Below are 19,736 nucleotides of genomic sequence, written 5' to 3'. Positions count from 1 at the left end.
GTATGGGCCGGGCGGCGGGTCGGCGGGTCGGGCAACGGATGACCAGCCGGCGGGTCACCACCTCCGGGTCGGGTTCCGCGTCGCACAGCCGATGCAGAGCCGCGCGGCCGGGAGTGCTTCCAGCCGTGCGAGGGCGATCGGGTCACCGCAGATCTCGCACCGGCCATAGGTGCCGCGGTCCAGCCTCCCCTGCGCCTCGTCGAGCTCATCGAGGCGAACTCGCGATCGCTCCAGCTGTGCCACCAGATGTCCCCGTTCGACGGCGAGGGTCGACCCTTCCGGGTCGTGCTCGTCGTCGGAACTGGCGTCGGCGGTCGCCTCGATCACGGCCTGCAACCGCGCCGTCAACGAGTCGATCAGCATCAGCGCCTCAGCTCGCTCGGCACGCAGAGCAGCACGGGCCACATCGGCATCCCGACCGGTCAATTGTCTGCCGCATAAAACATCTCGAACTGGATGCGGTCAGGGTCCTTGAACGTCAGCACCGCCCCGTACTCACGGTCGACAACCGGCGTGTACTCGACCCCGTGTGCCTCGAAATGCGCTTGCCATTCGAACAGGTCCTCGCGGCTGTCGACGGCGAGCCCGAGATGATCCAGGCCGGTTCGAGTGGGGTCGAAGGTCTCCCCGCGGTTGGCGGTGTGCTCCTGGAACTCGATCGGGAATGTGGGCGTGAGCCAGAGCAGGATCGCGTGCCATCCATCCTCGTCGTCAAGACGTGTGAACTCGCGTAGCCCGAAGACCTCTTTCCACCATCGGGCGCTCTTCTCGGCGTCGCTCACCGAGAACGAAAGGTGGGACAAACCGGCGTGGGTGGGCATGGTGTGCACCTCCTGATCTCGCGTGCATTGACAGCACGTCTGATGTGTTCCACGATACTCCGGATCGGAGTATCGTGGAAGGAGTCGTTCATGACCAAGCCGACGACGACCTCGTATGCCATCCTCTGCCTACTCGCGGTGCGACCATGGACCACGTACGAGTTGGCCAGGCAGATGGAGCGCAGTGTGGGCGCGATGTGGCCGCGAGCCGAGAGCGTCGTCTACGACGAACCCAAACGTCTCGTCACGCTCGGCCTGGCCGATTCCCGAACCGAGCACACCGGCAATCGTCGAAGCACCGTGTACTCGATCACGCCGGAGGGTCGACGAGCGCTGCACGCCTGGCTCGACGAACCGGGTGCGCCGCCGAGAACCGAGTTCGAGGGTCTGCTCAAAGTGGCCTTCGCCGACCACGGCTCCCTCGACGGACTGCGCGCCAACATCGCGGCGATCGGACAGCACGCGCTGTCCGAGGTCGCGCAAAGTGAGGAGCGCGCGCGGGAATACGCGGAAACCGGCGGCCCTTTCCCGGACCGCTTGCCGATCATCGCACTGGCGCAACGCTGGTTCGCCGAGCAGGCCTCGGCGCTCGCGCGATGGGCTGCGTGGGCGGAGGCCGCCACCGCGGACTGGAGCGGCGTGAGCCCCGACGAGGGTGCCATCACACCACCGGACGCGTTCGGCACGGACAGCACACCAGATCCCGGCCCGCATACCTCGGTCACGTCACACACTCCCCCCTGATCCGATGGCCCGCAAAGACAGTGCGACGACGAGGCGGGTGGCCGGGTCGTCGAGATCCATCCCGGTCACCGATTGCAGCCGACGGACGCGATAGCGCAGCGTGTTCGGGTGGACGTGGAGTTCCGCGGCCGCCGACCGGACGTCGCCGAAGTTGTCGAGGTAGGTCCGTAGCGACGCGGTGAGCTCGCTACCTGTCTGCGCATCCAGTTCTGCGAGCTCCACAACACGGGTGTCGACGAGTTCCGGATTGGCCGTCAGATGGGCGACGATCTCACCGAGCAGCACTCCGGTCTGCGACGCACCGACCGTGGTCACATCCGCGATCAGTTCGCCCTCGCGCTCGGCGGCGTCGAGCACCCGGTCCACCTGGGTGCGCAAGTCGGGCACGGCGTGCAGGCCACGCTCCGGCCCAGCGACGACGGCACGCAAACTCACGCCGAACTGTCGCTCGGCCGCGCCGACAACCGAGCGGCCCCAGGCCACCGCCGCATCGGTGTCCACCTTCGGCAGGATGACGTAGGCGCGCTCCCCCATCGTCGCCGTCACCGACAATGGGCTCAACGCGCTGGCGTGCAGCGTGAGTGCGGACACCTGGCCCGGAGCACCGAACGCACGCAACGACTTCGACGCCGCGTCCGTCGGAGCGAAGCCGACCACGGTGACCGCGACGTCGACGGCGATACCGAGCTGTCCGCCGAGGTAGTCGGCGTCGACCACCTCTCCCCGCGCGCCCAGCAGCCGCCGGACGACATCGTCGTGCGCGGTGCCGGCAGCACGTCGGCGTGAGATCATCCGCGCCGCAACGGCTGCGGCGCCCTTCAGCACCTCATCGGTGTCGGCTGCCAACGCGACTCGCCCCTCCTGCAACCACAGGACGCCGAGGAACTCGCCTGACTCGCCTGAGGACGGTCGGCGGATCGCGATCGCCCTTCGGGGACGCAACGCCAGATCGGCGCGTTCGTCGACGACGATCACGTCGTTCGACGTCCGAAGGGCGTCCATCACACCCCACTGACGCAGCCACGCAAGCATCTCCGGCGGTCCCTCGCGGCCCAGGATGGACAGCCTGCGCAGCTCGTCGGCTTCGTCGCCGGCCGTACTGTAGGCGAGCACATGTGAACGTTCGTCCTCGATACTGACCAGACCGCCGGTGCGTCGCGCGACCTCGCCGGCCAGATCGAACAGATCGCCGATGGTCCCCGACCGCATCGAATCGCCGCCGAGTCCCGACTCCGCGAGCGACGGGACTCCTTCGAGCACACGCATCACCAGGTGGTAGATGCGTTCCCAGCGAGCGTGTGGGTCGATGGCGATCACGGCGACCCCGACAGCCCCGGCCCGCTCGACGAGACGGTCCGACGGCGACTTGCACAGGATCGCCACCGGTTGATGTGTGCCCAATCCGGACAGCCAGGTCAGGACCACGTCGTCGGGCACCCCGACGAACAGGAACAGCTCGGCGCCGCGGGCGGCGCGGCCCAGACCGAGGTGGATGTCGTCGACATCGAGCAGTGCAGCCGACGAGACCACCTGGTCAAGGCCGTTCGGGGCGGTCGACAACGTCGCGACCGTCCGATCGAGGGCCAAGAGGAGACGACCCAATTCGACACCGTTGTTCATACAGACAAAGCCTAACCTCCTTTGTTGTCCCATCGGCCATGTACTGGCGGGCCGAAGCACGATGAACTGCCTGTATGGACGCCATCACCACACCCCCACGACCATCGAACGAACCAGTCCACTCCTATGCCCCGGGCACCGCCGAACGTGGGCGCATCCTCGATGAACTCAATCGCCAGTCGACGGCCGAGCCCGTCGACCTGCCCCACGTCATAGGCGGCAAGGAACATGCCGGCACCGGCGAGCGGGTCGACGTCGTCCAGCCGCACGCGCATCACGAGGTGCTCGGCGTCATCCGCACTGCCACCCACGACGACGGACGGGCCGCCGTCGCGGCAGCCCGGGCCGCGGCACCCGGATGGGCGGCCACCTCGTTCGACGAGCGCGCCGCCGTACTGCTGCGAGCCGCCGACCTGCTGAGCGGCCCCTGGCGCGAACGAATCGCGGCAGCAACGATGCTGGGGCAATCGAAGTCCGTGCAGCAGGCCGAGATCGACGCACCGTGTGAGCTCATCGACTTCTGGCGGTTCAACGTCGCCTTCGCGCGCGAGATCCTCGCCGAGCAGCCGATCTCGTCGCCCGGGGTGTGGAACCGGATCGACCACCGTGCCCTGGACGGGTTCGTGTATGCGATCACCCCGTTCAACTTCACCGCCATCGCCGGCAACCTGCCCACGGCCCCGATGCTCATGGGCAACACCGTGATCTGGAAGCCATCGCCCACACAGGCTTTCGCCGCGCAACAGACCATGCAGTTGCTGCAGGCGGCCGGCCTGCCCGACGGTGTCATCAACCTGGTGCACGGCGACGGAGCCGAACTGTCGGAGGTGGTACTGGCCGACGAACATCTCGCCGGCATCCACTTCACCGGATCGACGAGGACTTTCCAGCACCTGTGGCGCGAGGTCGGTGCCAACATCGACCGCTACCGCAACTATCCGCGGCTCGTCGGCGAGACCGGCGGCAAGGACTTCATCGTCGCGCATTCCTCGGCCGATCCGGATGTCCTACGCACAGCATTGGTGCGCGGCGCATTCGAGTACCAGGGACAGAAGTGTTCGGCCGCGTCGCGGGCCTATGTGGCGCGGTCGGTGTGGGAGAAGATGGGCGACGACTTCCTCTCCGAGGCAAGCGAGCTCACCTACGGCGATGTGCACGACCTGTCGAACTTCGGCGGTGCGCTGATCGATCGGCGGGCATTCGACAAGAATGTGGCGGCCATCGACCGCGCGAAGACGGTTCCGCACATGACCGTCGCCGTCGGCGGACACTGCGACGACAGCGTCGGCTACTTCATCCGGCCCACCGTGCTGCTGTCCGATGACCCGACCGACGAGGCTTTCTCCACCGAGTACTTCGGTCCGGTGCTGTCGCTGCACGTCTACGACGACGCCGACTTCGACTCGACGCTCCGACTCGTCGACTCCACTGCGAAGTACGCGCTGACCGGATCGATCATCGCGACCGACCTCGACGCGGTGAACGCGGCGGCCGCGACCCTGCGTCAAGCGGCCGGCAACTTCTACATCAACGACAAGCCGACCGGAGCCGTCGTCGGACAACAACCATTCGGCGGTGCCCGCGCCTCGGGCACCAACGACAAGGCCGGGTCGAAAGCCAACCTGATGCGCTGGACCTCGACGCGCACGATCAAGGAGACCTTCGTGCCGCCCACCGCATCCGACTACCCGCACATGGCGAAGGAGTGACACCCGCGATGAGCAAACTCTTCGACACCGCCCTGCGCCCGATCATCACCGCGGCGGCGGGCAGCGATCGCATCAAGGAGACCTCGCAACGCCTGACAATGACCCAGCGCGTGGTCGAGCGTTTCGTCCCGGGCGAAACCGAAGCCGATGTGCTGTCGGCGATCCGGACGTCGCTGGATTCCGGCTTGGCGGTGTCGATCGACCACCTCGGCGAGGACACCACCGACGAGGCGAGCGCAACGGCGACCGTCGAGGCGTATCTGTCTCTGCTGCGATCGATGTCCGGACTGACGACGAGCGTGCCGCATGCCCTGGAGGTGTCGCTCAAGCTCACCGCCCTGGGCCAGTCGTTGCCACGGCACGGTCGAAAGATCGCCGAGGAGAACGCCCACACCATCTGTGCGGCGGCGCGTGCGGCGGAGGCGTCGGTGACCATCGACGCCGAGGACCATCACACGGTCGACGAGCGACTCGACATCGTGCGGTCGTTGCGCCACGAGTTCGACGATCTGGGCACCGTGCTGCAGGCCTATCTGCGCCGCACCGAGGACGACTGCCGCGAGTTCGCCGCATCCGGGGCACGGATCCGCCTATGTAAGGGCGCCTATGCGGAACCGCCGACCGTGGCGTTCACCGATCGTGGCCAGATCGACGAGGCGTACCTCCGCTGCCTGCGAATTCTGATGAAGGGCAACGGATATCCGATGGTCGCCAGTCACGACCCGACCATGATCGGGGCGGCGCATGAGCTGGCTGCCGAGTTCTCGCGGTCGTCGGACTCATGGGAACACCAGATGCTCTACGGCATTCGTACCGACGAACAGCAGCGCCTGGCCGCCGAAGGGCATCGCGTCCGCGTCTACATCCCCTACGGCAGCGAATGGTACGGCTACTTCGTCCGCCGCCTCGCCGAGAAGCCGGCCAACCTCGGGTTCTTCCTGCGCGCGCTGGCAGGTTGACCGCACGTGGTCTCGATACGCTCCGGACTCGCAAGCTCGCCCGGCGCTACTCGACCAGCGAAGGGCGCAGCCTCCGACTCCAGGGGCTACTCGACCAGCGAAGGGCGCAGCCTCCGACTCCGGCGGCGAGGAACCGTATCGAGATCACCACACCCACCGCTGATCGAGTAGGCGACGAGCCGCTAGGCGAGGAACCGTATCGAGATCACCAGGAGTGCACGCACTCTGGCCTACGACGGCTGAGCGCGCCGCACCTGGTCGGCCGCGCGCGCGGCATCGAGTTCGGCATCGGTGCGGATCACCGCCGGTCCGACCCGCAGGATGCCCGACGTCAACGGCTGTGCCCGCAGGCCACCGCGCCCGATGAGGGCCTTGCGCACACCCTCGCCGGCCACCGTGTCCATCCACGAGCACGGGTGCGCGGGGCGACCACCGCGAAACCGGACCGGCCCGTCACCCGTGTCGAGCTCGAACTCCCGACCACGCAACGGATCGAGCTCGAGGCCGCGGACGACGACATTGCGCCGCGCGACCGACGGGTTCACATCGCCGGCAGCCGCATGCCACGCCTCGAGGGCGAGAAACGTCACCGCGGCCTCGGTATGAGCACGCACCCCGAAGAACCGGTCGCCCCGAATCCCTTTGTCGGCGACGATCTCTACCCCGTCCGGGGTCAGGGTCTCGACCTCGCCGGCCGGTCCGTCCTTCGGACGCCCGAAATAGGCGTGCCGAGACGACACCAACAACGAGACGATCTCGAATCGGTACTCCACAACTTCCGAGGGTAGGGCGTCAGCGCCGTTCGGCCACCGGCACGTAGTGCAATCCTCGGAACACCGCGCCGGCAGCGAACACCGACGCGTCGAGTTCGGTACCGCGGTGCCGGGCCATTCGCAACGCCATCCGCAGCAACATCTTGATGTCGCGCGGTGTGATGTCCGGGAAGCCGCCCACGAGGTCGTCGAGCAGGTCCTCACCGAGCAGAACGTCATTGCCGGCCGCGAGAATCTGCCAGACCTGACGCGCATCCTTCGGACCGGGTGGCTGGTATTCGATGACCGCCGCACATCGGGCCAGGATGGCCTCGTCGACACCGTCGATGCGGTTCGTCGTGAGGAACAGCAGGCCGTCGAAGTACTCGAGGGTGCGCAGGAACTCGGCGACGATCGCGTTCTGGGACAGATCGAGGCCACGTTCCATCACGAAGACGTCGGCCTCGTCGAGCAGCAGCACGGCATCCCAGCGCTTGGCGCGATCGAAGATCACCTCGAGGTTCTTGCGCACCAGTTCCGGGGTGACCCCCAACGAGCCGGAGTGGATGGAATACAACGGACGGCCGGTGACCTCGGCATACACCTCGGCGGTGAGAGTTTTCCCGACGCCTGGCCGGCCCTTGGCGAGGATGACGTTGCCCGCGGATTTGCCGTCGATGATGTCGCCGGTGAACACGGTGATGTCGGTGGTGAGGATGTTGAGCAACTCGCGCTGTTCCTCGGGCAGCACCAACTTGTCCTGCAGGTGAGGATCGTAGACGTAGTCGGTGAGGTCTCCGGTGTTCACATCCAGGAAGTCCTGGGCGCCGAGGTCGAAGACCCGCACGGCGGTGATCACCGGAACCGGGCCGTAGTCATCGCCGTCGAACAGGATCGACGACGCCACCAACCGCAGGGCCGCGATCTCCCCGGGTGCAACGTCGTGAACCACCTTGCGGTTCTCCCGCTTGTTCGGCGAACGGTAGTCGTCGGTACGGATCACCCGGCCGGTGAACCTGAACTGCTTGCCGAATCCTTCGTCGATGATCCGTTGATATTCGTCACGGCGAATCTGGTACTCCGCCTTGAGCTCTGGCGACTCCTTGTAGGCGCCACCGGCGACCAGGACGTCGGCAGGTACCTTGCCGACGACTTCGGTCTCCTCGAAATACAGCACCCGGGGTTTGCGCGACGGGCGCTTCACCGTGGCGTTGTCCGCCTCCATCGTGAATTTGATCCGTGGGCCATGCGTGCGGTCGGCATGCTCCATCGTGATGTCCATGACGAGGTACGGGTGCAGATAGCCATCCGACTCACGGACGTAGAGCCATCCGTCGATGAGGTCATGCCGCAAGAAGCTGTGGAAGATCTCGGTCGCCGCGTCGATATGGGGAATCCGTGGGAAGCGTCCGGAACGGGCCGACTGAATCGCGGTCACCGCCCGCGCGAACGAATCCTCGCCGGTGGACTCCGCGGTGGCCACGAGGTCGGCGAGCGCCGCATCGGTCAGGTCGCGATCGGCGATCGCGATCTCTGGTGAACGCCACGACTGTGCCTGCCGGCGGGCGGGTGCGAGATCGTCCGATGCGGTGGCGGCGACCAGCGTGGTGGGTGCGACGAGCATGAGGGTCCTTCGGCGAGCATGGGTTTCGAGCTGTTCGTGACGGCTTCCGGCCGGCGGCCGTCACGAGTCGGTCGATCTCCGCAGCGTGAGCGCGGAGATCGACCGAGGGTGACGCGACGTGTCAGTGCTCGGGGTCGAGCACGAAATCGTAGTCGACGGCGACGCCCTCACCGTTGGGGTTGTCGTGCGGGTCGAGCATGAGCTCGGGCTTCACGGCCGATGCGATGTCGTCGTCGTTGTGCGGGTCGCCGGGGAAGTAGAGCTGGGTGGTGATCAGCTCGTAGCCGGAGGCGCTGACCTTGAAGTGCAGATGCGCCGGACGCCATGCGTGCCAGCCGGCGGCGGCGATGAGCTGGCCGCAGGCTCCGTCGGTCGGGATCTGATAGGGCGCGGGACGCAGGGTGTGGATCTCGAAGCGTCCGTCCTCGTTCGCGGTCCAGGTGCCACGCAGATTCCACTCCGGAAGTCCGGGGGCGAACTGCGAGTAGAAGCCGAGATCGTCGGCGTGCCAGAGCTCGATCTTCGCGCCCGTCAGCGGCGTGCCGTCCACGGCTCGCACCTGACCGGCGAACACCAGCGGGGTACCGGGCTCGTCGTCGCGCATCGGGATGGTGCCGTTCCATGACAGCTCGGGTGAGCCGTCGATGTAGTACGGACCCTCGATGGTGCCCTTGCTGCCCTCGCGGTGCGCGCTGGCGACCTCTTCGACAGAGTGCTCGAGCCACACGTCGAGGAACAGCGGCCACTCGCCGTCCTCGCCGACCTTGATCAGCCATGCCTTGAGAGCGTTGTACTCCTCGTAGCTGACCTTGTCCTCGATGATGATGTCGTTGAGGCCCTTGATGACCTTGGACGCGAGGTAGTTGACGCGCTCGGTGTCGACGACGCCGGCCCGGGTTCCCGCCGATTCCATGCGTTCGCGGAATCGGGCCGAGGCGTTGGCGCCGGATTCGGCGGCCTTCGCGGTGACTTCGGCGTCAAAACTGATGTCGGTCATGGGTCGTGCTCCTTCTTGTGTGGCCTTGGGCTGACGCTGTGGGTGAGGGCCGACTCAGCCCGCAGCGATATCCGATGGATGGGTGGCCAGGGGGGTCACCGAGATGTTCATGTAGGGAAAAAGCGGCAATCCGGAAAGGATCTCGTGCAGTTCGTCGTTGTCGGTGACATCGAAGATCGAATAGTTGGAGTACTCGCCGACGATGCGCCAGATGTGTGGCCATTTGCCGCTGCGCTGCAGGTCTTGCGAGTAGCCCTTCTCCCGGGCCACGGTCTCGGCCCGGGTCTCGGCGTCGAGATCGTGCGGGATGTTGACATCCATGCGGACGTGGAACAGCATCGTCAGCTCCGATCGAGTCGATAGTGGTCGAGTTTGTCGGGATCGATCTCGAAACCGATCCCGGCGGCTGATGAACGGTGCAGGTGGCCATCGCTGATCTGCAACGGCGTGGCCAGCAGATCGTCGCTCATGTCGAGGAAGTTCGAGAGTTCGCCGGCATAGCGTGACGTCGATGCGAATGCGGTGCCGAACGCCAGCGCGCACGCGGTGCCGACCTGTCCGTCGATCTGGTTGCCGATCACCACTTCCACGCCGAGCCCCTCGGCGAGGTGATGCACTCGCTGCGACGCGGTGAAACCGGTGCGGGCGGTCTTGATGCTGATCGCGGTCGCCGAGCCTCCGAGGATCTCGCGCGTGACATCGGCTGCAGTCGGCACGGATTCGTCGGCGATGAAGGGAACGTCGAGTTGTCCGACCAGCCAGCGTCGGCTCATCACGTCATCCGCCGGGCACAGCTCCTCGGCGAACAGCAGCCCGAGATCGGCCATCTCCTTCATGGCGCGTGACGATTCCGACGCCGTCCAGCCGCGATTGCCGTCGACGTACAGTTCGATGTCGTCGCCGAACCGGTCACGCAGGGCGCGCACGACGTCGGTGTCCAGCGACACGGGCCGGCGACCGACCTTGACCTTGAAGGTGCTGATCCCGTAGGTGTCGCGCATCTTCTCGGCCTCGGCGACCATCGTCGCGGGGTCGTCGAAGCCGAGCATGTGGCTGACCCGCATACGGTCGGTGAAACCGCCGAGCAGTTCGGCCACCGGCAGGCCCAGCGACTTGCCCAGGGCGTCCCAGATCGCCATGTCCAGAGCCGCTTTCGCCGTCGGGTTCCCGACGGTCCGCGACACCCGGCCCAGCACCACTTCCCGTTCGAGCAGGGGCAGACCGATCACCTGTGGCGCGAACACCTTCTCGATGACCGCGACGATGCCGTCCTGGGTCTCGCCGTAGGTGAACGGGCGCGGCGGCGCCTCGGCGACACCGACGATCCCGTCGTCGGTATGCACCCGCACCAGCACGTGCTCGGCCGCGTGCACCTCGCCGGAAGCGAATTTCAGCGGCTTCGTGTACGGAATCGCGAAGGGGATCGCCTCGACCGCAGTGATTTTCATAGGTGTTCTCCAAACTGGGGATCCGACGGCAGGCCTGCGAAGCCGATCCCGGCGGGACCGGTTCCAACCGGGGCCGCGACGTCGGTCCGAACGGTGAAAGCGGAAGAAATGACGGCTGCGACGGCCTCGACGACCGGGTTGTCCTGATCGCTGCGCCAGGCGAGCGCGAGTTCGACGGTGCCGCCGTCGACCAGGTCTCGGATGACCAGGCCGTCCAGCGGCAGGGATCGCACCGAGGCCGGCAGAACGGCGACCCCGAGTCCGGCGGCGACGAGCGCGAGGAGCACCGCCGTCCCGGGCGCCTCGTGGGCGCGCTGGGGAACGAACCCCGCGCGATGGCAGGTCCGGATGGCGGCATCGTTGACGGCCGAATCGCGACTGTCGTACATCACGAACAGCTCGTTGCGGAGGTCCTCGACCGATACCACCGGTTCGACCGCGAGTCGATGATCCGCCGAGACGGCCAGCACCATCGGCTCGATGTCGATGGTGCGCATCGCGACCTCGTCACCCACCACGGGCGGGCGGAGCACACCGAGGTCGAGCGAGAAATCGCGCAGCGCCTCACACTGGACCGGCGTCAGCATGTCGGACTGGATCGCCAGGTCGACGTCGGGCAGCTCGCGCTTGATCACCCGCGCAATCCGCGGCAGGTGCGAGAACGCGGCGATCCCGGTCATCCCCAGCCGAACCAGGCCGCTGCGACCCGCCGCGATGCGGCGCACGCCGTCGACGGCATCCTCGACACCGGCCAGGATGCGCTCGGCCTCGACCTTGAGGTATTCCCCGGCGGGCGTCAGTGCGACCTGGCGGGTGGTCCGGGTGAACAGGGTGACATCGAGTTCCGACTCCAGCTGGCGAATCGTGTACGACAACGCCGGCTGAGCCACATGCAACTGTGTCGCGGCCTGTCCGAAATGGCAGGTCTGGGCGACGGCTGCGAAGTAGCGAAGATGGCGGAGCTCCATGGTCGCTGCGCACCTCCTGTACTGCGTCTCGCCGTCGATCTGTCTCGTCCGGTCTGCCTCGTCGCCACGTGGCGATCACTGTGACCGGCACCACGTCTGCATCCACGGTAGATCCGCCATACATACGACACAAGGACACAGATTCTCTCTATTGATCAATCTCATCGATCAATAGGATGCTTGGTCAGGACTGGGAATTGCCCTGGTGTGATCGGCAACACGCGGTGCCAGAGTCAAGGGACAGCCCACAGACCACCTGGAGGTAGAAATATGACCGCGTCGATCACCGACAACCTGCAGCATGTGCAGTCGATCCTGTCCGATGCGGTCATCGACGACCGGGAATCCGGCGTCTACCGAGCGAATCGTCGCATCTTCACCGACGAGGACATCTTCGAACTCGAGATGAAGCACATCTTCGAGGGCAACTGGATCTACCTGGCCCACGAGAGCCAGGTGCCCAACCCCGGCGACTACTTCACCACCTATATCGGCCGGCAACCGGTGATGATCACCCGCGACAAGGATGGCGAGCTGCACTGCCTGATCAACGCGTGCGCGCACCGCGGGGCGATGATCTGTCGTCGTAAGACCGACAACCGGATGACCCTCACCTGCCCGTTCCACGGCTGGACCTTCCGCAACGACGGCACCCTGCTCAAGGTGAAGGACCCCGAAGGGGCCGGCTACCCCGACACCTTCAACGTCAACGGTTCCCACAATCTCACCAAGGTCGCCCGGTTCGACAGCTACCGCGGATTCTTGTTCGGCAGCCTCAACGACGACGTTGCGTCGCTCGACGATCACCTCGGTGACACCCGACTCGTCATCGACATGCTGGTCGACCAGTCCCCCGAGGGCCTCGAGGTGGTGCGCGGCGCGTCCACCTACACCTACGACGGCAACTGGAAGGTGCAGGCGGAGAACGGCGCCGACGGCTACCACGTCACCGCGACACACTGGAACTATGCGGCGACCACGTCGCGCCGGAGCACCGGCGAATCGAAGAACGACACCAAGGCACTCGACGCCGGCGGCTGGGGCAAATCCGGTGGTGGCTACTGGTCGTACCCGAATGGCCATCTCTGCCTGTGGACCTGGGCGGCCAACCCGCAAGACCGGCCGCTGTGGGACAAGATGGACGAGCTGAAGGAGAAATTCGGAGACGCCAAAGGCGAGTTCATGGTCAAGGGGTCACGCAATCTGTGCCTGTACCCGAATGTGTATCTGATGGACCAGTTCTCGACGCAGATCCGTCACTTCCGGCCGATCGCACCGGACAAGACCGAGGTGACGATCTATTGCATCGCACCGAAGGGTGAGAGCGATGCCGCCCGCGCACATCGCATCCGCCAGTACGAGGACTTCTTCAACGCGTCCGGGATGGCGACCCCGGACGATCTGGAAGAGTTCCGCTCCTGCCAGCTCACCTTCCGCGCCCAGGCCGCACCGTGGAACGACATGAGCCGTGGCGCCGAGCACTGGCTGACCGGACCCGATCCCGTCGCGGAAACCCTGGGCATGACGGGCGTCATCTCCGCCGGCGTCAAGAACGAGGACGAGGGTCTCTATCCGGTGCAGCACGGCTATTGGCTGGAGACGATGCGCAAAGCGGCCGACGCCGCGGAAGGGGCCAACCATTCGCTGGTCGAGTAGCCCGAGGCGCCAGCCCCTCCGCTGGTCGAGTAGCCCGAGGCGCCAGCCCCTCCGCTGGTCGAGTAGCCCGAGGCGCCAGCCCCTCCGCTGGTCGAGTAGCCCGAGGCGCCAGCCGAGGGCGTATCGAGACCACGCCACCCTCGATCTCGATACGCGACTCACTCCGTTCGCTACTACTCGATCCGCGGAAGCCGCCACTCTCCAATCCGCTGGTCGAGTAGCCCGAGGCGCCAGCCGAGGGCGTATCGAGACCCGAGACCCGAGACCCGAGACACTCCGAACAGGATCACCCGATGACCACCACGCAGCCCGCGAACCAATCCACCAGTTCCGAAAAGCTCATCACCCAGAACATGATCGAGCAATTCCTCTACCGGGAGGCCCGCTACCTCGACGACCGTGAGTTCGAGAAATGGCTCGAGTGCTACGCCGACGACGTCGTCTACTGGATGCCGTCCTGGGACGACTCCGACCGGCTCACCGAAAACCCACAACGCGAGATCTCGCTGATCTACTACGGGAACAAGGGCGGACTCGAGGACCGGGTGTTCCGCATCCGGACCGAGCGCTCCTCGGCGACCTCGCTGCCCGAACCACGCACGAGCCACAACATCACCAATGTCGAGGTCATCGAACGGCGTGGCGATCTCGTCGACGTCCGATTCAACTGGCACACCATGTATTTCCGGTACAACACCGTCGACCCGTATTACGGCACCTCGTTCTACACGATCGATTTCTCCGGTGAGCAACCGTTGATCCGGCGCAAGACGATCGTGCTCAAGAACGACTACATCCACCACGTGGTCGACATCTACCACTTCTAGGAGTCCACCCCATGACCGTCACGACAGACCGCGACGCCGCGGCGTCGAGCAGTGCCGATTCCCGCACGCACCAGGTCGCCCTCGCCTTCGAGGACGGGGTCACACGGTTCATCACCTGCCGCGAGGACCAGACCGTCGCCGACGCCTCCTACCGGCAACGCATCAACATCCCGCTCGACTGCCGCGACGGGGCCTGTGGCACCTGCAAGGCGTTCTGCGAGTCCGGCGAGTACGACGGCGGCACCTACATCGAAGACGCCCTGACCGACGACGAGTCGGACGCCGGTTACGCGCTGCCGTGCTGCATGAAACCGCAATCCGATCTGGTGCTGCAGATCTCGGCGACCTCGGACATCGCCAAGACCCAGGCGGCCACCTTCACCGGCACGATCGTCGATCTCGATCGGCTCTCGGAGTCGACGATGCGGGTGGGCATCGAGATCCCCAACCGCGGTGATCTGGCTTTCCTCCCCGGTCAGTACGTGAACATCGCCGTTCCGGGCACCGACGACGGTGAGGGCGGGTTGCTGTCTCGCTCCTACTCCTTCGCCAACGGGCCGCACGAGGAACGTCTCGTCTTCCTGGTCAAGCTGACCTCGGGCGGCGCGATGTCGACCTACCTCACCGAACGGGCCACCCGCGGCGAATCGATCACCTTCACCGGCCCGCACGGTTCATTCTTCCTGCGGGAGGCGACCCGCCCGGTCCTGCTGCTCGCCGGCGGCACCGGCCTGGCCCCGATCCTGTCGATGCTGCGCAAACTGCATGACGACAACAGTCGCCGCAAGGTGCACCTGATCTACGGCGTGTCCACCGACACCGACCTCGTCGCACTCGACGACATCGAGTTCTTCGCCGGCGCGCTACCCGGATTCACCTGGGACCATTGCGTTTCCGATCCGGCCAGCACAGCGGTCAACAAGGGCTACGTGATGAGCCTGATCGAACCCGGCCACCTCTACGACGGCGACGTCGCCATCTATCTGTGTGGACCGCCACCGATGGTGGAGTCGGTGCGCAAACACGTCGCCGACGCCGGTATCGAGCCGACCGGCTTCTACTACGAGAAGTTCGCACTCGCGGTCCCGGCCGGTGCGGCTCCCGCCACCGAGGAGGCACCCGCAGACGCCGTCCCCGCTGCCACATCGCCGGCGATCTCCGACGAGGGCGTGATCCCGGCGTCCGACGCGCGCGCCATCGCCGGTCAGATCACTCTGCCGCGCAGCGACATCGCCCCGTGGCCGGAACCGCTGACCGCAACCGCAGACGACGACTCGCGACTGCGCATCGGCGGCCAGCAGGTCTGGTCCCCGAGCGGCGGCGACGCCGTTCTCGATCCGGACGGGGGAACACTGCTCCCGGCCGCCGCCCGCGGGATCGCCGGCCACGAGGTGTTCGCGCCCCGAGACGTCACACCACTGCACCCTCGTGTCGCAGAGGAGATTTCGTCGTCACCCGAGCAGCCGTCCTCGTCGACCGAGACGCCGGACTCCCCGGCCGCTCCGGATTCGACGACGGTCACCGCCGAGGGCTACCAGATCGGCGAGGAACACCCGGAGATCCACGAGTCCGACGCGCTGTTCGAGGCGCGCGCAGCGCTGGAGCTCGGTGCGCTCGAGCTCACCTTCGGGCGTCTGACCAGTCGGCAACTGGCCGGATACCGTCTGCTCGCCGAGACCACGCTCCCGTTCGTGAAGGGTGACCAGTTCGTCGATGCCGCCGAATACACCGAGACCAACGCCAATTTCCACGATTACCTGTTCACGCTGACCGGCAACAGCCATCTGCTCGAGGCCTACAAGGCCCTCGGCGTGAAGGGCCGGATGAGTGAGGTGCTGCGCAACGCGACCTGGTGCCACCCACTGTGCGCGCAGGATCATGTGGACATCGTGGCCGCGTTCGAATCCGGCGACCACGATGCGGCGCGAGCGCTCATCTCGGCCCACGCCGATCGTTCCAAGCAGACCATGCGACGTGCGATGGCCGACGAGATGGCCGCGAAGAGACCACGTTTCGTCACCCCCGGCCGATTCGCCGGCAAGGTGGTGGTGGTCACCGGGGCCGCGCAGGGCATCGGCGAGCAGGCGGCCCGCCGCATCGGTGCCGAGGGCGGCAAGGTGGTGTTGGCCGACCGCGCCGACATCGTGGGCGACCTGGCCGACGAGCTGGCCGCCACCGGTCCCGGTGCCATTCCGGCGCTCGCCGATCTGGAGACCTACGACGGTGCGCAGTCCGTGGTGACGGCAGCACTGCGCGCCTACGGGCGCATCGATGTGCTGATCAACAACGTCGGCGGGGCGATCAACTTCAAACCGTTCACCGAGTTCTCCGATCAGGAGATCAGCGCCGAGATCGACCGATCGCTGATGACGACGTTGTTCGCCTGTCGCGCCGCCCTGCCGTCGATGCTGGAGCGGGGTGCGGGCGTGATCGTGAACGTGTCGTCGGCGGCCACACGTGGGATCAACCGCATCCCGTACTCGGCGGCCAAGGGTGGCATCAACGCGATCACCGCGTCGCTCGCGATGGAGTACGCCGACGCCGGAATCCGTGTGGTGGCCACCGCGCCCGGTGGTACCGAGGCACCCCCGCGGCGCATCTCACGAGGCACACCGGCACCCACGAACGCCACCGAGGCGGACTGGTTCCAGGCGCACATCGACCAGACCCTGTCGGCGTCGTTGATGCACCGCTACGGCACGCTCGACGAGCAGGCCGCCGCGATCTGTTTCCTGGCGTCCGACGAGGCGTCCTACATCACCGGGACCGTGCTCCCGGTGGCGGGCGGCGACCTCGGCTGACCGGGCACCCGATTCGGGCAGGCGTCGACCGGATCGGACATACGATGAGGCGATGATCGTCGTGGCCGAGTGCGTGGGAAGGGATACCGAGATCAGCGGCCTGCTCACCCGCGCCCAGTCGATCACCGGTCCCGAGTTTCTCGTCATCCGCGGCGAGCCCGGAATCGGGAAGTCCACCCTGGTGGCAAGGCTCGGGCACGGGCATCGCGACGCCCACGACGACACCCGGGCGTTGTGGGCGCAGGCCGCGCCCTGGGAGACCGACTCCCCCTGCGCGGTCGCGCGTCAGCTGCTCCAGGTCCCCGACTCGGCATCCCCGGACGAGCTCGCGCGTCTACTGGTGGGACGGCTCGACGGCACCGAGCCGGCGATCGTCGTCGTCGACGACGCCGAGTACGTCGATCCCGAATCGATGCAGATGCTCCTGTCGACGACGCGCGCACATCGGTCCCTACGGGTTCTGGTCGTCCTGACCACGTCGCGGTCCGGGGTCCTGTGGCCCGGACTGATCGCCGACGAGATGCGCCTCGACGGCCTGGGTGGTGCGGCGGTCGGCGAACTCGCCGGCATCCGGGGGCTGGTGCTCCATCCGTCGATGGTCGACCACCTGGTTCGGCACACCGGCGGAAACCCGCGAGACATCCTGGCCCTCTTCGACGAGGTCCCGACCCGCGTGTGGGCACGCAGTGACCACACGCTGCCGGCGCCCAACCACACCGTCGCCGACGTGCGCGAACGGCTGACACGGTGTACCCCGCAGGCACGTTCGCTCGTCGAAGCTCTCGCCGTGCTGGATGAGGTCGAACCGCTTGATGCCGCGGTGGCGCTCGCCGGCATCGACGACAACCCGCTCAGCGCCCTCGACGTCGCGGCCGGCAGCGGGCTGCTGGAGCGGCCCGCCGGGGTCACCCCAGCCGAAACCGAACCACGCCTGATCGATTCACTCACCCGCGCAGCAGTACTCGAGGTGATGGGCATGCGTGCCGTCGGTGACGCACATCGCCGCGCCGCGGACATCGTCACCGACCCCGCACGCCGACTGCACCATCGCGTGGCCGCGACCCCCACCTTCGATCCGGACCTGGCCGACGACCTCGATGAGTTGGCACAGCGCCGGGGCGCCGACGGGGCATGGGCCGAGGCGGCCGGGCTCTACCGGCAGGCCGGCCGCCTGACCGCGGACCCGGTCCTTCGCGACACCCGCATAACCCTCGCCGTCGATGCACTGTTGGCGGCCGGCGACTGCATCGATGCCGGCGCGCTGGTACCGGTGGTGGAGAGCATGCGTGAAACCCCTTTGCGCAACGCGTCTCTGGCATATCTCGCGATCCTCCGGGGACGCTCGGCGGAAGCCCGGATACGTCTCGACCGAGCCTGGGGCATCGTCAATTTCGACCGTGATCCCGACATCGCCGCCGTCATCGCCCAACGCTATGTCCTGCACAATCTGGTGCGTTGCCAAGGCAACGAACTCGTGGAGTGGGCCGATCGCGCGATCGCCATGGCGGGCAGCCAGTCCCCCGCGGGCGTGGAGGCTGCGGTGATCCGGGGTCTGGGCCTGGCGTGGTCCGGGCGCCCGCAGGAGGCGGCGTCAGACTACGCCGGGCTTGCCGAACGGATCCGTTTCGGCGCCCAGGCCCAGCGCGCCACGATGGGTCGAGGGTGGCTGCAGCTCGGTCTCGATGACGTCGGCGCCGCGCGCAGCAATCTCGAAACGGCGGTGTCGATGGCGAACCTCGGCGGTTCCACACGGATCTCACTGTGGGCGCAAGCCTGGCTGGCACGCACCCAGTTCGTCACCGGGGATTGGGAACAGGCGCTACACACCGTCGACGCCGGCCGCTCGCTGGCCCGCGCCAGTGGTATCGAGCTGGCCAGTCCGTTGTTGAATTGGACTGCCGCGGCGATTCATTCGCTCCGCGGTGACTGGGATGAGGCCGAGCGCAGCGTCGAACTCGGCGCCACCGGAGCCGGGGATTACGAGATCATGCGCATTCCCGAGATGCTCGCCCGAGCCCAGATCGCGGAGGCGGCAGCAGATTACGCCAGGGTACAGCGCGTGCTCGATCCCTTGATCCGCTTGGCCGACGAGGTACCCGCGCTCACCGAACCGGGCTTCTGGCCGTGGGTGGACGTGTTGGCGAACGCGATGGTGATCGGCGGACGACTCGACGCGGCGGACGCATTGCTCCGACCGCACGAACAGCGGGCGGCGGAGCGCGGTCACCGTTCCGCCGGCGCACGACTCAAGTACGCTCGCGGGCGATTCCTCGGCGCAACCGGCGAGATACCACTTGCCCGAAAGACATTCGAGGAGGCACTCGAATTACTCGACGGTCTCCCATTGCGCTATGACCTCGCTCGCGTCAACTTCGCGTACGGTCAGACCCTGCGACGCGCGGGGAAACGCCGTGCGGCCGATGCGATCATCACCACCGCCCGCGAGATCTACCTGTCGCTGGGTGCCACCACCTATGTCCAGCGCTGCGACCGCGAGCTCAAGGCGGGCGGCCTGAACGTGACCCGCGCGGATCGCGGCATCGTCGAGCTGACCCCCCAGGAGGAAGCGGTCACCGCGCTTGTCGCGCGCGGCCTCTCGAATCGGGAGGTCGCCGCCGAACTGTACATCTCGCCGAAGACCGTCCAATACCACCTGACCCGGATCTACGCGAAGCTCGGCCTGCGGTCACGCTCCGAGCTCGCCGCCGCACGCCGGTGACCGGCCTTGCCCGCCAATCGGCGTCGCCCGATGACCTCGGCACAGTTCTTCCCCCGGGTCTCGTCTTATCCGCCGAAAGCAGTTGGGGGAT

At 66.7% G+C, this 19,736-nt stretch carries 16 protein-coding genes; 7 read left to right on the top strand and 9 right to left on the bottom strand.

Going from position 1 to position 19,736, the window contains the following annotated elements; genetic code table 11:
- Positions 1-54: 54 nt before the first annotated feature.
- Positions 55-363, bottom strand: coding sequence for a TraR/DksA family transcriptional regulator (locus ACVT6V_RS11930; protein ID WP_489900784.1), 309 nt, complete (start codon positions 361-363; stop codon positions 55-57).
- A 59-nt stretch (positions 364-422) separates the two neighbouring features.
- Complete coding sequence (locus ACVT6V_RS11925) at positions 423-821, bottom strand: VOC family protein (RefSeq protein WP_489899950.1); 399 nt, start codon at positions 819-821, stop codon at positions 423-425.
- 90 nt (positions 822-911) lie between these two features.
- Between ACVT6V_RS11925 and ACVT6V_RS11920 the strand changes: the two genes are divergently transcribed.
- Complete coding sequence (locus ACVT6V_RS11920) at positions 912-1,565, top strand: PadR family transcriptional regulator (RefSeq protein WP_489899949.1); 654 nt, start codon at positions 912-914, stop codon at positions 1,563-1,565.
- Here ACVT6V_RS11920 and ACVT6V_RS11915 read toward each other — a convergent pair.
- Positions 1,548-3,185 carry a PucR family transcriptional regulator gene (locus tag ACVT6V_RS11915; RefSeq protein WP_489899947.1) on the bottom strand — a complete coding sequence of 546 codons (1,638 nt, stop codon included), beginning with the start codon at positions 3,183-3,185 and terminating at the stop codon, positions 1,548-1,550. The two genes, ACVT6V_RS11920 and ACVT6V_RS11915, sit on opposite strands and share 18 nt — an antisense overlap.
- 74 nt (positions 3,186-3,259) lie before the next feature.
- On the opposite strand from ACVT6V_RS11915, the gene pruA reads away from it, so the two are divergent.
- Positions 3,260-4,894, top strand: coding sequence for an L-glutamate gamma-semialdehyde dehydrogenase (pruA, locus tag ACVT6V_RS11910; RefSeq protein WP_489899945.1), 1,635 nt, complete (start codon positions 3,260-3,262; stop codon positions 4,892-4,894).
- Between the two features lie 8 nt (positions 4,895-4,902).
- A complete protein-coding gene (locus tag ACVT6V_RS11905; protein WP_489899944.1) occupies positions 4,903-5,853 on the top strand; it encodes a proline dehydrogenase family protein in 951 nt (316 codons plus the stop codon).
- Between the two features lie 230 nt (positions 5,854-6,083).
- Here the strand turns inward: ACVT6V_RS11905 and ACVT6V_RS11900 are convergent, their stop codons facing one another.
- The 6 genes from ACVT6V_RS11900 to ACVT6V_RS11875 form a co-directional block, all read right to left on the bottom strand.
- Positions 6,084-6,626, bottom strand: coding sequence for a molybdenum cofactor biosysynthesis protein (locus ACVT6V_RS11900; RefSeq protein ID WP_489899943.1), 543 nt, complete (start codon positions 6,624-6,626; stop codon positions 6,084-6,086).
- Between the two features lie 19 nt (positions 6,627-6,645).
- Positions 6,646-8,229 (bottom strand): AAA family ATPase, encoded by a 1,584-nt coding sequence (locus ACVT6V_RS11895; RefSeq protein WP_489899942.1) that lies wholly within the window; start codon positions 8,227-8,229, stop codon positions 6,646-6,648.
- A 121-nt stretch (positions 8,230-8,350) separates the two neighbouring features.
- Positions 8,351-9,226, bottom strand: a complete 876-nt coding sequence (gene catA, locus ACVT6V_RS11890; RefSeq protein ID WP_489899941.1) for a catechol 1,2-dioxygenase — start codon at positions 9,224-9,226, stop codon at positions 8,351-8,353.
- 54 nt (positions 9,227-9,280) lie between these two features.
- Positions 9,281-9,565, bottom strand: coding sequence for a muconolactone Delta-isomerase (catC, locus tag ACVT6V_RS11885; protein ID WP_489899940.1), 285 nt, complete (start codon positions 9,563-9,565; stop codon positions 9,281-9,283).
- A gap of 2 nt (positions 9,566-9,567) precedes the next feature.
- Positions 9,568-10,674 carry a mandelate racemase/muconate lactonizing enzyme family protein gene (locus ACVT6V_RS11880; protein WP_489899939.1) on the bottom strand — a complete coding sequence of 369 codons (1,107 nt, stop codon included), beginning with the start codon at positions 10,672-10,674 and terminating at the stop codon, positions 9,568-9,570.
- On the bottom strand, positions 10,671-11,642 hold the full coding sequence (locus tag ACVT6V_RS11875; protein ID WP_489899938.1) for a LysR substrate-binding domain-containing protein: 972 nt from the start codon (positions 11,640-11,642) through the stop codon (positions 10,671-10,673). The genes ACVT6V_RS11880 and ACVT6V_RS11875 overlap by 4 nt, the downstream gene beginning before the upstream one ends.
- Before the next feature lie 270 nt (positions 11,643-11,912).
- Here ACVT6V_RS11875 and benA point away from each other — a divergent pair, with 270 nt between their 5' ends.
- The 4 genes from benA (at position 11,913) to ACVT6V_RS11855 (ending at position 19,645) form a co-directional block, all read left to right on the top strand.
- Positions 11,913-13,298, top strand: coding sequence for a benzoate 1,2-dioxygenase large subunit (benA, locus tag ACVT6V_RS11870; protein WP_489899937.1), 1,386 nt, complete (start codon positions 11,913-11,915; stop codon positions 13,296-13,298).
- Between the two features lie 293 nt (positions 13,299-13,591).
- Entirely contained in the window at positions 13,592-14,125 is a 534-nt protein-coding gene (gene benB / locus ACVT6V_RS11865; RefSeq protein ID WP_489899936.1) for a benzoate 1,2-dioxygenase small subunit, read from the top strand.
- An 11-nt stretch (positions 14,126-14,136) separates the two neighbouring features.
- Positions 14,137-16,926, top strand: a complete 2,790-nt coding sequence (gene benC / locus ACVT6V_RS11860) for a benzoate 1,2-dioxygenase electron transfer component BenC (protein ID WP_489899934.1) — start codon at positions 14,137-14,139, stop codon at positions 16,924-16,926.
- 52 nt (positions 16,927-16,978) lie between these two features.
- Entirely contained in the window at positions 16,979-19,645 is a 2,667-nt protein-coding gene (locus ACVT6V_RS11855; protein ID WP_489899933.1) for a helix-turn-helix transcriptional regulator, read from the top strand.
- Positions 19,646-19,736: the final 91 nt, after the last annotated feature.

Source organism: Gordonia sp. LMA167 (genome assembly GCF_058130025.1).
The sequence above is the reverse complement of the archived record's forward strand: the minus strand, read 5'-3'. Positions and strand labels throughout refer to the sequence as shown.